The following is a 13499-nucleotide window of genomic DNA, read 5'->3' on the forward strand; positions in this document are numbered from 1 at the left end:
TGAAGCACGTCCGGGGACGAGGGTGGGACGCGCCTCAGCCTTACGCTCCCCGCGTCGACGCGGGAATTGCCGGCCCGCCGGATCTCGCCGGGCTGCGCAGCGCGCCGAAGACGAGGCCAATGAGAGCGACGGTGAGGAGCGGTGATAGCCGTCCCGCCGGGACATAGACGGCCGGGCTGAGCAATGGCACCATCCAGATGCCGAGCCCGATCAGCCAGTCGCGAAGGCGCGAAGCATCGATCGACGGGGCAAGCCACAGCACGACGGCGACCGCCAGTAGCGTCGCATCATAGGGGCCCGAATGCGGGGCCGCCAGCACGGTTGCCGCAAGCAATACGATCAGCTTGTTGTCGGTGCTGAGCGAGGAGCGAAACGCCACCAAGGTCGCCGCCGCGCTCGAGAGGATCGCGGCCAGTTGCAGCATCGAGGCCAGCCGTTCCGGCAGGCCCAGCAGCACCGCGCAGGCCCAGACGCTGTGACCCCAGATGCGGCCATAGCCCAGCCATTTCGCATCGGGGCTGACCAGATTGTTGAGCGCCTGCGGCATCCACCACAGCCACAATTCGACGCCAAAAATCATGGCACTCGCAACCGCCAATGCGAATGCCGAGCATGCAGCAGCGCACAGGCTGCGATATTGGCGCAAACCCAACAGCGCGAGCGGGACGAGCAGGAAGAATTGCGGCTTGAAGCTCAGGAGCCCGAGGATTGCGCCGCCAAGGAGCGGCCGCGGTCCGAGCAGCCTGACACCCGCGACCAGCAGCGCGGCAACGAGAAAGGCGCATTGTCCATCGGCCAGGTTGAGGGCTGCGGCTGGCGAGACCAGAACCGCCGCGATGATGTAGGGCGTCAGCTGCGGCTGATCGGCCCGGTTGCGAAGCGCCCAGGCCAGGAAGCCTGCGGTCGCCGCCTGGAATGCGACATAGGAACCGACAAAACCAAGCGGCGCGACGGGCAGCAGCAGAACCAGAAAGCTGGGCGGATAGAACCACGGACGGAACTCCAGCGGCACCGTCAGCCATGACGCGAACGACCGGTTGAGATAGGCGGTGAACGCGTCGCCATCGATGACCAGCGCAAGATTGCCGGCGAGCATCGACCTGACGGCGCCGTAGAACACCATCCAGTCGGTGCCGGGTCCGATGTGGTTCAGGCCGATCCAGCCGGGATGGACGAGGGTGGAGATCAGGATACCCCAGCCGAACAGCGTTGCGATCGCCATCGCCGGCAGGAGCATGAGGGGAATCCCGCTCCAGCTGCGCGATGGTCCGGGCATCGGCCGCTGAACGGACACGCTCACTTGAAAGCTTCCCTCGATGTTTCCGCTTGCGGCGCCGCACCGGCCTGTGCGTCGGCGGTTCGCACATGGATCACCGCAATGTCGTCCGCATAGATCCGCTTCCAGCCCTTGAGCTGATCGAGGATCTGCGGGCCCGGCGCATCGGCGACCAGGAGCGTCGCGTCGATCTTGTACTCATCCAGCAGGCGCGGAAGCAGCTCGGGCTTCTTGCCCTCCGTCGCCTTGAAGAAGTCCATGACGAATGTCTCGCCATAGAGCTCGGCGCGGCCGTCGACGTAGACAGGGATGTCGCGCGAGATCAGATAGCCGCCGAACTGATAGGCGTTGAAGATGCGCTGGGCCTTGCGTTGCTCGAGCAGGTCGACGGCGGCAACCGGCGTCTGCGTCATCGTGAAGGTGAAGCGGTGGTGCCCCATGTAGAGCGAGGTCGAGGTCCAGCCCGCGGCCACGATCATCAATGCGCCAAGCGCGGTGACATAGCGGGCCGGCCAGCGGTCGGTGCCGGTGGCGTCCGGCTGCGGGCGCGGAACCATCTGGCCGAGCGGCTTCGCGAGCACCAGCGGTACCAGGAAGGCAAATGCCTCGATGCTCCTGACATGGGTCAATGCGCTCCAGGTCAGGAACAGGATCAGGAAGATCCTCGGCGCCGAGAGCACGAGGCCGCGATAATAACCGAATGCGATCAGGCCGAGCAGCGCGCCTTCGAACGAGCTGAACGTGGCGAAGTTCGCCGGCATCCATTCGAAGATCAGCGACAGCAGCTCGCCGAGGCTGAGGATGTTGGTCGCGCCCAGCAGCGTCTTCCAGCCGTAGGGCGTGCAGCAGCTCGCGATCAGCGCGCCGATGCCGAACAGCACCCAGCGCATGAACAGCTGAAGCCGCCGTCCTTTTTCCGCGTGCTCGACGGCTTCGAGCGAGATCGGACCGATCAGCGCCAGGCCGAGCACGAAGCCGCCATGCAGGTTCGCCCATAGCGCCATCAGCGGCAGCCAATACCAGGACGGCGCACGCCTGCGGTCGGCAGCCGACATCAGCAGGCCGACCCACGCCACCATGACGGGCAGCGCCAGAATATGCGGACGCGCCAGGACGTGGTGCAGCGACAGCAGCAGCGCCAGCATCGTAAACAGCACTGCACGCGGCGCCTCGATCTGCGCGTCGAGCAGATAGACGAAGACAGCGGCCGTGAGCGCGACCGCCATCGCGGTGAGGATGACGGGACCTGCCCAGTCCCATTGCGCATGGGAGAAGGCGAACAGCACTTGCGACAGCCACGACGTCGAAATCCACGGCGCGCCCGTCCGCGTGAACGAATAGAAGTCCGTGGTGGGGACAGTGCCGTGATCGAGGATCCATTGCCCGATCTTGATCTGCCAGAACGAGTCGGAGTCCTGAAGCAGCGTGTCGCCGACATGGAGGAAGAAGAGATAGGCGCCGACACCGACGCAGAGCGGCACCAGGGCTCGCGCGCGGCTCTGCATCGCGATGCTGTTGGCAAAGGAAAGGGACATTCCGCCTCGTCGTCCTGTTGTTCTTGTCGGTTGGCCGAGCGGCGGGCATTGGACCACGGCGGTCATAACTTCGGGTAAACCGGCGGCGGGCGCCGTTTCATGTCCGGACAATTTAACGGATTGTTTTGGATTTCGGTTTACCATCGGCGAATACGTGCAAACCGCTCTGTGTTTACGCAGTCGAATTAACTGCGGCGCAATTCTTTGCCACTACGTTCGGTTCCATGGTCGGGCGGCGCTGGGAAGCCGAAAAGACCAGATCAGTTGTAGCCTCGTGTACCCATTTGGAGCACTCTATGAAGAACCTCGTTGCGCGCTTTGTGAAGGATGAATCCGGCGCCACCGCCATTGAATACGGCCTGATCGCTGCCGGCATCGCGCTGGCCATCATCACCGTGGTCAACAACCTCGGCACCACGCTGAACACCAAGTTCACCTCGATCTCGACCAGCCTCAAGTAAGGCCGGACGACCTGAGAATTCTGAGAGCCCCGTCCTCGACGGGGCTCTTTTCTTTTGGTCGGCGATTTCAGTTCGGAGATGGGCAGAGCTCCGTCATGGCTTGAAGACCGAAGGCGGAGCCCACCATCGAGACTTCGGGATATTGAAAATTGCTCGTGGGCACGGCGCTACGCGCCTTTGCCCGCCCTAGGGCAACTCGTTTCTGACCGCGACGATCGCGCCGTCATTCTGCGAGGCTGGTCTGCCAGACTGGCGATAGCTCAGGTGCGGCAGACACGGGCGCCGTGCGGCCGAGCCGTTGAACATAGAATGTCGTCACCCAGATCGATGCGGCGGCGACCGCGATGCCGCCGGCGACGTCGATGAGGTAATGCGCGCCGATCGCCGGCGTCGCCGCTATCATCAGGAGGTTGAGCGCGGCCGCGATGCCGCCGATGCCGCGCACCGGCCACAGCGCCCACATGTAGAGCACGGCGGATGCGGCGTGAAAGCTCGGAAACGAGACGATGCCGGAGAGGAAGAACAGCCGGAGCTCGTGCAGGCTGCCGTCGCGCAGTGCCAGGATGTCGCGCAACTGCCCGGCATAGACTGCGGTGTTGATCTCGGGGAAATGCGCGGCCGGCAGTTGCAGCCCGTAATAGGTGCCGATCGCCGGCACGACGGCGGAGATCGCGATGGTGACCGCGAGCGCAAGGCTCATCGCGAGCATGAACACCTGCAGCCGCACGTGGCGCGCTGTCAGGGTCAGCACGACGGGGATGCCGAGCAGCGGCCATTTGATCAGTCCGTAGCCGCGAGCCAGGCAGTCGGCGAGCCAGGGATGGTCGTTGACGTAGCGCGCGATCGCTTCGGGATCGAGGCCGAGCGCCCGGTCGATCGCCAGCAGTGCGTCGTCCTGGAGCGGCCAGTTCAGCTTGCCCGCGACATAGCTGAGCGGTCCGACGATGGCGCAGGTGAGAATGACCTGTCCGATCGTGCCCAGCGAGAACACCAGTTTCGGATCGGCTAACTCGCCCTTGGCGAGCCGGTAGCCATAGGCGACGGCAACCAGGACGGCCGCGATCGCCACCGTGATGCCGTAGGCAACAGGCTCGAGGCTCAGACCGGTGAGGGGCAGGCCGAGCGCCAGCAGGGCGCCCATGGCCGCGACAGGAAGCCAATTCAGATTGAAGAGTTGCCAGGCGGTCCGGGCGTCCGGGTCGATCATGCTGCACCGAGGAGGGATCGCAGTACTGCGGTACAGTCGCCGGGCTGCTTTAAGATCGCGGTAACAATTGTGGTTAGCCGTTTGCCAACCGGCTCTGTGCATTTGAGCGAATCCGTCTCGCCGCTTTGGTATGACGCTTCGTGCAAATGCATCTTGTCATCCCCCCTGAATAGTTGTTCAGTCCTTGCGGGGCGATTTGCAATTACTGCAGTGACGAAGCGTTCGGCCGCAGGGCGTGCGGCAGGCGTGTGGGACAGGAAGCGCGCCATGGTTTATCGGCGGACGCATCAAGTGGTTAAGCGCCTTGCGGCCCGGCGCAGCGCGATATTGGCGGCGGCGCGGGAGGCCGCGGCGGAAGGCGGGATGGCGGCGGTGCAGATTGCGCCGGTCGCGGTCCGGGCCAATGTCGCAGCCGGCACGGTCTACCGCTACTTTCCCTCCAAGGCCGAGCTGATCTCCGAATTGATCGCCGAGGTCTCCCGCGACGAGCTCGCAGCGATCCGCAGGGCGGCCGATGCCGCGCCGGGGCCGTCCTCGGCGCTGGCTGCCGCCGTCACCACGGTGGCGGTTCATACCCTGTCGCAGCGCAGGCTGGCCTGGGGCATCCTGGCCGAGCCGGTCGATGTCGATGTCAGCGCCTCGCGTCTGGCGAGCCGGCGCGAGATCGCCGGCGAGATCGCAGGCCGGATCGATGCGGCCGTGCGCGCCGGTCACCTGCCGGCGCAGGACACGGCGCTGGCCGCCACCGCGCTGCTCGGTGCGCTGCATGAGGCGCTGGTCGGGCCGCTCGCGCCTGACAATCTCGAAGATCCCGTCAAGATGCGCGATGCGGTGCAGACCGTGACGCTGCTCGCGCTGCGCGCGGTCGGCGTCATGGACGCCCGCGCCCGCGGCCTGGTGGTGCAGCAGACGCTGCTCCCGACCACGAAGGCGCTGGTTGGGGCTTAAATCGAGGGTGCAGCCGGGGCGGCGGATTGATCGCGCTCAGGCCGTTGTCCGAACGCGCCTTTTCGAACAATCCGAGCAGGTTCGCCGGACCGGCCGGCTACTGTGCATGGGGTTGTTTTCGACGTTTTTGTTTGCCGAACGCCCGCGGACCTAGATATCCGCGCCGCCCTCGGGGCCGACCGAGGCGATGCGCACCATGTTGGTGGTGCCGGGGATGCCGAGCGGCACGCCAGCGACGATGATCACGCGCTGGCCGGCGCGGACGAAGCCGTCCCGGAACGCGATCTGGCCGGCGCGGCTCACCATGTCGTCCTGGTCGCGCGCGTCTTCCGCCACCACGCAATGCACGCCCCAGACTACCGCCAGCCGGCGTCCGGCCGCGATGTTGGGCGTGATCGCCACGATCGGCGGCTTCGGTCGCTCGCGCGCGACGCGCACCGCGGTCGAGCCCGAGCTGGTCCAGCAGATCAGGGCCGGCAGGTCGAGCGTCTCGGCGATCTGGCGCGCGGCGTCCGCGATGGCGTCGCCGGCAGTGGATTCCGGCGCGGGGCGCTGCGCGGTGAGCACGGAACGATAAATCGGGTCGCGCTCGACCTCTTCGCCGATGCGGTTCATGGTCGAGACCGCCTCGACCGGGAATTTGCCGGCCGCCGATTCCGCCGACAGCATGATGGCGTCGGCGCCTTCATAGACGGCGGTGGCGACGTCCGAGACCTCGGCGCGTGTCGGCACCGGCGACTGGATCATCGATTCCAGCATCTGGGTTGCGATCACCACTGGCTTGCCGGCGCGGCGCGCCATGCGCGTCATCTGCTTCTGGAGGCTCGGCACGCGCTCCAGCGGCAGCTCGACGCCGAGGTCGCCGCGCGCCACCATCAGCGCGTCGGAGGCCTCGATGATGTCGGCGAGGCGGTCGATCGCCTGCGGCTTCTCGATCTTGGCCATGACGGCGGCGCGGCCGCGGATCATCTTCTTGGCCTCGATCACGTCGTCGGCGCGCTGCACGAAGGACAGCGCGATCCAATCGACGCCGGTGACCAGCGCCGCCTCGAGGTCGGCGCGGTCCTTCGGCGTCATCGCCGAGACCGGCAGGTCGGTGTCGGGCAGGCTGACGCCCTTGCGGTCGGACATCTTGCCGCCGACCACGACGCGCGTCACCGCGTGCTCTTTGGAGGTCTCCTCGGCGATCAGCCGTACCTTGCCGTCATCCAGCAGCAGCGCATGGCCGGGCCTGAGCGCAGCCAGGATCTCCGGATGCGGGAGATTGACGCGCGTGGCATCGCCCGGCGTCTTGTCGGAATCGAGCGTGAAGATCTGGCCGTTCTGGAGCTGGACCGCGCCTTCCGCGAAGGCGCCGAGCCTGAGCTTCGGGCCCTGGAGATCGACCAGGATGCCGATCGGCCGGCCGTAGCTGCTCTCGACATTGCGGATCGTCGCCACCAGCTCCCGCATCTTGTCATGCGGGGTGTGGCTCATGTTGATGCGGAACAGGTCGGCGCCGGCCTCGAACAGGCGGCGGATCATCGCGAGGTCCGAAGAGGCAGGTCCCAGGGTCGCGAGAATCTTGATACGGCGAAGACGCCTCATGGCTTATTTCCAGACGGTGGCGAGGGGGCTGGCGGAAGGCCAGGCGCGGCGGGGGGCGTACCACCGGGCGGACTATTGGGCAAACCCGGAACGCCACCACCCGGGCCGACAGGGCCCGGCAGGCCGGGTACGCGCTGCTGCTGTGACGGCTGCTCGTTGGCGTCGGTGAGCTGAACCGTCCAGGCGCGCTGCTCGCCGGTGTCGACCTCGAAATAGCCGGTCCGGTCGTAGCCGCGCGCGAGGCAATCCTCGGTGCCGCGGATCGTGAATTCCTTGTCGCGCGAGCACATGAAGGCCTGGCCCGACCATTCGCCGCCGCGGTCGTAGTCGATCGCGTAGATGTAATAGTAGCGGGCGACCAGCGTTCCGCGCAGCAGGGTCTCGCAGGAGCGGGAGGAGATGTTCCACCAGCCCTCGGTGGTCCAGCCCTCGGCGTCCTTGTAGCCGAGCGCAATGCCGACCCGGCTCGAGGTGTTGTTGCACAGGCGGAAATCGGCGGAGGCCGGGCTGGTCCAGAGACACAGCACGGCAATCGCCAGCACCGGGACCAACCGGGCGAGCAGGCGAAGGGGAGCGCGGGGAGATTCGGCGATCATTGTCGCGGAAGCTATATCAGATCATTGACGATTTGGCGTAGAGGCGGGGAACTGCCCCAAAGCCGGGCTTGCGCCCGTTTGCGCCGCGATGTGGCAAAATCTGTGACAGGACCCCACCTGATTCCGTAAGGGTAACCGCCATCGGGGTCAGAGCCGGGTCGGAGCGTAAGGAATTCAGCTATGGCAATCGACGACAAAACCAGAACGGAGCTCGAAGCGGCCGCTTTCCGGCGCCTGGTCGATCATTTGAAGACGCGGACGGACGTCCAGAATATCGACCTGATGAATCTGGCCGGCTTCTGCCGCAACTGCCTGTCCAACTGGCTCAAGGACGCCGCCGACGCCCAAGGCGTCGCCCTGAGCAAGGACGAGAGCCGGGAGGCTGTCTACGGCATGCCCTATGAGACCTGGAAATCGAAATACCAGGGCAGGGCCACGCCGGAGCAGCTCGAGGCCATGAAGAAGGTCCATCCTCACGGGCACTGAACGGCGCCGGCGCGCATCGGCTGAGTCGCACCACACAACAGCTTTCTTCGAGCAGCCGCACGAAGGTGTGGGCGCGCTGTGGACGAGCGTGATGCTTGCTTGAACGCGGGGGGCACCAACCCTAAGGGTCTTCCAGCACGCGCGGTGAGGGATGCCGGCGTCACCTCGTTTTGCCAGTTCCATTGGGAGTACCAAGATGGCCACCTCCGCCGCCGTCCGCGACGACGAGCCCGCGACGAAATTTGCCAAGGACCAGCTCAAATCCATCATCGAGCGCATTGAGCGGCTGGAGGAAGAGAAGAAGGCGATCTCCGACGACATCCGCGACGTCTATGCCGAGAGCAAGGGCAATGGCTACGACGTCAAGGCGCTGCGTACCATCGTGCGCCTGCGCAAGCAGGACCCCAACGAGCGCGCCGAGGCCGAGACCATTCTCGAGACCTACATGCAGGCGCTGGGGATGATCTAAGGCCTGTGCTGTCGTCCTGGCGAAAGCCAGGACCCATCGCCACAGGATGTGGTTGTTGCGAAGGCCGGCAGTTGCATTATCGTCGTGCGCGATCGGTAGCGCGCGACACCGATAGATTCCGCGGTATGGGTCCTGGTTTTTGCCAGGACGACACCGGTGTTGTGGGTCCATCGAGGGAGACCGTCGTGACCGCGCCGCCGCTGCCGCGTGAGGTGAGCTGCGCCTTCGACGCTCTTCCGGCGTCGATCGGCAAGCGGCTGCTTCAGGTGCGTGCGCTGATCTTCGCGACCGCTGCGGCGCATGACGACGTCGGCCGGCTCACCGAGACGCTGAAATGGGGCGAGCCCGCTTACCTGACCGATGAGACCGGCAGCGGCTCTACGATTCGGCTCGGGCGCGTGAAGGGCGCCGAGCAGCCGGCCATTCTGTTCAACTGCAAGACGACCTTGGTCGACACGTTCCGCGAGCGCTTTCCCGATCAGTTCGAATACCGGCAGACGAGGGCATTGCTGTTGCCCGTATCCGGCGCGCTGCCAAAGCAGCCGCTGTCGATCTGCCTGTCGCGGCGCTGCGCTATCATCTGGACCGGCGGGGTCGGAAATAGCGTCGTCGTCCTGGCGAAAGCCAGGAGGTGACTGTAGCCCGGATGCAGCGCAGCGAAATCCGGGATGTCTCGCCACACGGCACCGTTCCCGGATTGCGCTGCGCTCCATCCGGGCTACGAGACTGAATTCCTGGAAGCGACGGAGGTTATCGGCCTCAGCGCAACGCCGCCGTGCGCATGACGAAGGAGGTCGTCTCGAGCTTCGCGGTTGCGGCGCCCGAGAAGCTGTCGCAGGACAGGCCCTGCATCGGATCGTCGGTGAAGCCCATCGCGATCACGGCCTGCGGCTTGACGAAATAGCCGCGCATCGCGGCCATATCGAGCTCGCCCATCAGCGTCACCGACATCGCGCGGCTGGCGCTCGGCGACAGCATGACGATCTTGAGCCAGATGCTCTCACCTTTGGCTGCGGAGAGCCGAGTCGCGGTTGCGACCATGCCGTCGACGCTCTTGCCGACCACCGTGTTGATCTCGGTTGCCTGAGCGAGGTTGCGCGACGCGGCGGCGGGACGGGCGGAGCGCGGGATCGGTGCGGAGGCGGCGACGACGTTGGCGCGGTCGACCGGGGAGGCGGCGGCCGGCGCATAGGCCAGCGCCTGATAGGCTGCGTTGGAGACGCTCGCGGTCGGCTGCGGATCGGTCGCGGCCGCAAGCGCCTGGCGGGCCTTCAACGCGGCGACCTGCGCCGGTGTCGCCTGCTGCGGCGTAGCCGGGATGTCCCAGAAGCCGCGGGCATTGATGATGTCAGCCGGGGTTTCAGGCTTGCCGGCGGCCGGCTTGTCGGCCACGGGCTTCGGCTTGGGTGGCGCAACGATCTGCGCATCGGCCGAGGCGAGCTGGAGCGTAGCGGCGATCTGCGGCTTGGCGCGCGGTGTCGGCACCGGATCGGCCGGCTTGGCCGCGGCGGCGACCACGGTGGGCGCCACGGGCTTGGCGGCCGGGGCAGGTGCGCCCTCGTCATCCTCGTCGCTGGTGGCGGCGGGCGGGGCCGACTTGCTCTTGAACAGGGCGGCGAAGAAGTTCGGCTTGCTGCCGGAATCGTCACCGTTGCCGCGGCGCTCGATCTCGGCCTTGGCGAGCTCATAGCCCCTCAGCGGCGTGCCGTCGGTCGGCAGATGTACCGTCTTTCCGTCCGGGAACACGCGGGCGAGCTGGTCATGCGTCATGCGCGGCCAGTGCCGGATGCTTCCGGTATCCAGATGCACGAAGGGCGAGCCGGAGGTCGGGTAGAAGCCGACGCCGCCGCGCTGGAGGCGCAGGCCGGCGAAGCGGATCTGCTCCAGCGGCACGCCCGGAATGTAGAAGTCCATCGCATGCCCCAGCATGTGCTGGCTGAAGCGCGCCACGCCGGAGGAGCGGCGGCGGAGCATCGCGTTGGTGGCGGGGGAGCGGTAGGAGGAGATGATCTGGATCGGCTGCTTGCCGTCGACGTCGCGATAGACTTCCCAGAGGATGTCGAACAGGTGACGGTCCATGACCGTCTCGTCCTGGGTGCGCCAGTCGCGGAGGAAGTGGTTGAGCTGCTTCAGCGACGCCTCGTCGTAGCGGCCGTCGCGCTTGAAGGTAACGGTGAGGTCTTCGCCGGAATGGGTGTGGTGGAAGGAGAGCGTCTTGGTCTCGTTCAGCGCGGCGGCGTTATGGACCGAACCCGCGGCAGCAAGCAGCCACACGGCAGCGAGGCCGATCCGGGATCCGGCCTTCACTCCCGCATGGGACGACGACAGCACAGCGAATTGGCGTGCGAGTCCAGACAGCACGTATGAGCCCACCCAGTCGACGAGCGTTCAAATGGACTCTCCCGCCAACCCCGTTAGCGCGCGAAAGAGGATGAACGCTTTCTTAAAGCGAGAAGGTTAATTCGAGGTTGACCTTCCCGCGCCCAAACCAAGTCAGAATACAAACCTAACCGGTTGAGTGTGGCAAAAAAACGCCCGCTGCCGGAGGCCAGGTGGGGGAGTGGTTAACGTTAAGCGACCCCATCCAGGGGACGGGGTCGCTGATTTCATTGCATAATTTTAGGAAACAAGCGGCCGGACCAGGCTCAGCGGGTGAACACCCGCTGCGGCGGCCGGCGGCCGACCGGAGCCGGCGGCGGGGTCGGGGCCCCGAACAGCCGCTCGAAGAAGTTCGGACCGGACGAGCCGAAGCCGCCGCCATTGTTGGCCACCGCCACGCCCGAGGGCAGCGTCGTCGCCGGGCGCGAATAGCTCGGCTGGGAGTGGGCGACGATGTTCTCGAGGTCCTTGCCGCGGCCGTTCTTCAGGATGTTGATCATGGTCGCGTCGCGGCCATAGACGTCCTTGCGGAATTGCAGCTTGCCGCCATCGTCCACGAACGCGGTCTGGTAGGTGATGTTGACCGGGATCGGCGTCGGGAATTTCAGGTCGATCTCGCTCTTGCCGTACATGCTGCGCACGCGCTCCGGCGTGTACTTCTCGTTCGGCATGGCGATGTTGAGCAGCACGGAGGCGTACTGATCCGGGTTCTGCACGCGCATGCAGCCGTGGCTGAAGGCGCGCTCGTCCCGGGCGAACAGGTTCTTGTCCGGCGTGTCGTGCTGATAGACCAGGAACTTGTTCGGGAAGTTGAAGCGGATGCGGCCGAGCGCGTTGGCTTCACCGGGCGGCTGCGAGATGTGCACCGAACCGTCGCGGTTCTGCTCGAGCTTGAGGCCCATGCGCTGAAGCACGGTCGGGTCCTGCTGAAGCGCCGGCAGGTATTCGTTGTAGACGATCGACGGCGGCACGTTCCAGGTCGGGTTGACCGTGATGTACTTCATCGTTTCGGTGAGCAGGGGCGTCGCGTGCTGGCCCGGCTTGCCGGTGACGACGCGGGTGGTCCAGACCTGCTGGCCGCGCTGCATCACCTTCAGCGTGTAGTCGGGAATGTTGAGGATGACATAGGCATCGCCCAGCGAGGGCACGCCGAGGTCGCGCGGCAGCCAGCGCCAGCGCTCCATGTTCACCAATACCGTGTCGATCTGCCTGTCACGCTTCGGCGTGTTGATCGCCTTGACCGTCTTGTCGTCGAGGACGCCGGTCGCCTTGAGCTCGGCGCTGTTCTGGAATTTTCGCACGGCTTCGGCGACCGTGGCGTCATAGCGGGTGTCGCTGGCATTCTCGGTGATGCCGAGCTTGGCGCGGAGCTGCGGCACGCGCGGATCCTCAACGACGACCTCAGCCTGCTTCTTGCCGGCGGGGGTATATTTCAGCGCCGGACCGTCGGCGACCTCGATCACCGGGCCGTTGCCCTGGCCGCGGAGCTCCGCGAGCTTGGCCTTCAGTTCCTTGTAGAGCTTCTGCGGCGGGTTGTAGCTGTCGAGCGCCGCGGAGGCGTCAGCCGCGGTCGTGACCTTGGTGAGCACCTCGCTCGGGTCGACCGGGTGCTCGGGATAGAGGATGTCGGCGCTGACCTGCGACCAGTGCATGCGGCCGCTCTGCGCCTGGCGCGCATAGTCGAACATGCTGGCGGTGAGCTTGAGCTCGGCGTCGGCGAGCGCATCGGGGTTCGTGGCGGCGGCGAAATCCGGCACCGGATAGTCGGCCGGATTGAGGCCGTCGGAGGCCGCATCCTTCAGCCGCGCGATCACGCCCTTGGCCGCGGCGGTCAGGCTGCCGCCCTGGGTCCAGACCGGGGCGAAGTCGCGCGCACCGTAGAACTTCTCGATGGCGGCGCGCTCGTTCTTCCGGTCGAAATGGCGCGAGGTCTTGGCGCCGATGATGTCCTTGAGCTTGTCCGCGACCGGCTGGTCGGCGGCGGGAACGGCGCTCGCGGCCTTCACGGGCTCGGAGGCCGGCTGCTCCTTTGCGACGTCCTTTGGCGGCTCGGCCGGAGTCGCTGCGGCGGCGGGGGCCGTCGCAGTATCGGCCTTGGCCGGCTCGGTCTTGGCCGTCTCGCTCTTCGGCGCCTCGCTGGCGGGCGTGGTGGCGACGTCGGCAGGCTTGGTCCCGACCTTATCGGGCGCAGGTGCGGCTTCGGCCTTCGCAGCTTCCTTGGCCGGCTCCTTCGCGGAATCCTGGACCGTGGCGGTGGTGTCGAGCTTGATGTCGGACGCGGTCGGGGGCGGGACGTTGGCGGGCTCGGGACGCGGGATCGCGGCTTCGATCGCCAGCTCGGCGGCGCTGCTGCGCACCTGATCCTGCGCCAGGGCTGAGCTGGCCGACACCGTGAGGAAGGTTGCCGCGACCGTCATCAAGACACGGTCGAAGCCTGCACGGTGGTTCAAACAGTCACGCATTGTGTCGCACCCCTCGGGTGAACTGTCCCTCGTGGAACAGCTTTGTTATCGCCTAATTGAGCTTCGGCTAAACCGCGCCGGCCTCTCGAAAGT

At 66.1% G+C, this 13499-nt stretch carries 11 protein-coding genes and 1 pseudogene; 5 read left to right on the forward strand and 7 right to left on the reverse strand.

Annotation, left to right across the window (positions count from 1 at the left end; genetic code table 11):
- Positions 1-40: 40 nt before the first annotated feature.
- Together XI08_RS43195 and XI08_RS43200 are read right to left on the reverse strand one after the other, a co-directional pair.
- A complete protein-coding gene (locus XI08_RS43195) occupies positions 41-1300 on the reverse strand; it encodes a glycosyltransferase 87 family protein (RefSeq protein ID WP_271579085.1) in 1260 nt (419 codons plus the stop codon).
- The gene (locus XI08_RS43200; protein ID WP_271579086.1) at positions 1297-2811 is read right to left on the reverse strand and encodes a hypothetical protein; all 1515 of its coding nucleotides are present in this window, start codon (positions 2809-2811) and stop codon (positions 1297-1299) included. Before XI08_RS43200 ends, XI08_RS43195 begins: the two co-directional genes overlap by 4 nt.
- Positions 2812-3107: 296 nt before the next feature.
- Here XI08_RS43200 and XI08_RS43205 point away from each other — a divergent pair, with 296 nt between their 5' ends.
- On the forward strand, positions 3108-3272 hold the full coding sequence (locus XI08_RS43205; RefSeq protein WP_027545569.1) for a Flp family type IVb pilin: 165 nt from the start codon (positions 3108-3110) through the stop codon (positions 3270-3272).
- A gap of 223 nt (positions 3273-3495) precedes the next feature.
- On the opposite strand, the gene XI08_RS43210 is transcribed toward XI08_RS43205, so the two are convergent.
- Positions 3496-4479 (reverse strand): phosphatase PAP2 family protein, encoded by a 984-nt coding sequence (locus XI08_RS43210; RefSeq protein ID WP_271579087.1) that lies wholly within the window; start codon positions 4477-4479, stop codon positions 3496-3498.
- 267 nt (positions 4480-4746) lie between these two features.
- Between XI08_RS43210 and XI08_RS43215 the strand changes: the two genes are divergently transcribed.
- Complete coding sequence (locus tag XI08_RS43215; protein WP_008136878.1) at positions 4747-5427, forward strand: TetR/AcrR family transcriptional regulator; 681 nt, start codon at positions 4747-4749, stop codon at positions 5425-5427.
- Positions 5428-5577: 150 nt separating this feature from the next.
- Here XI08_RS43215 and pyk read toward each other — a convergent pair whose 3' ends face one another.
- Both pyk and XI08_RS43225 read right to left on the reverse strand, forming a co-directional pair.
- Positions 5578-7014 carry a pyruvate kinase gene (pyk, locus tag XI08_RS43220; RefSeq protein WP_271579088.1) on the reverse strand — a complete coding sequence of 479 codons (1437 nt, stop codon included), beginning with the start codon at positions 7012-7014 and terminating at the stop codon, positions 5578-5580.
- Positions 7011-7610, reverse strand: coding sequence for a DUF1036 domain-containing protein (locus XI08_RS43225; RefSeq protein ID WP_271579089.1), 600 nt, complete (start codon positions 7608-7610; stop codon positions 7011-7013). Before XI08_RS43225 ends, pyk begins: the two co-directional genes overlap by 4 nt.
- 180 nt (positions 7611-7790) lie before the next feature.
- On the opposite strand from XI08_RS43225, the gene XI08_RS43230 reads away from it, so the two are divergent.
- From XI08_RS43230 to XI08_RS43240, 3 genes and pseudogenes are all read left to right on the forward strand, one after another.
- Complete coding sequence (locus XI08_RS43230; RefSeq protein ID WP_027545565.1) at positions 7791-8096, forward strand: DUF1244 domain-containing protein; 306 nt, start codon at positions 7791-7793, stop codon at positions 8094-8096.
- A 196-nt stretch (positions 8097-8292) separates the two neighbouring features.
- Entirely contained in the window at positions 8293-8565 is a 273-nt protein-coding gene (locus tag XI08_RS43235; RefSeq protein ID WP_008546273.1) for a DUF2312 domain-containing protein, read from the forward strand.
- A 185-nt stretch (positions 8566-8750) separates the two neighbouring features.
- Positions 8751-9169: pseudogene (locus tag XI08_RS43240) on the forward strand (DUF1801 domain-containing protein).
- Between the two features lie 155 nt (positions 9170-9324).
- On the opposite strand, the gene XI08_RS43245 reads toward XI08_RS43240, so the two are convergent.
- Positions 9325-10926, reverse strand: coding sequence for a DUF882 domain-containing protein (locus XI08_RS43245; protein WP_271579091.1), 1602 nt, complete (start codon positions 10924-10926; stop codon positions 9325-9327).
- Positions 10927-11210: 284 nt separating this feature from the next.
- Positions 11211-13406 carry a L,D-transpeptidase family protein gene (locus tag XI08_RS43250; protein WP_271579092.1) on the reverse strand — a complete coding sequence of 732 codons (2196 nt, stop codon included), beginning with the start codon at positions 13404-13406 and terminating at the stop codon, positions 11211-11213.
- Between the last annotated feature and the right edge of the window lie 93 nt (positions 13407-13499).

Origin of the sequence: Bradyrhizobium sp. CCBAU 11361 (assembly GCF_028128935.1) — a bacterium.
Classification (GTDB): Bacteria; Pseudomonadota; Alphaproteobacteria; order Rhizobiales; family Xanthobacteraceae; genus Bradyrhizobium; species Bradyrhizobium niftali.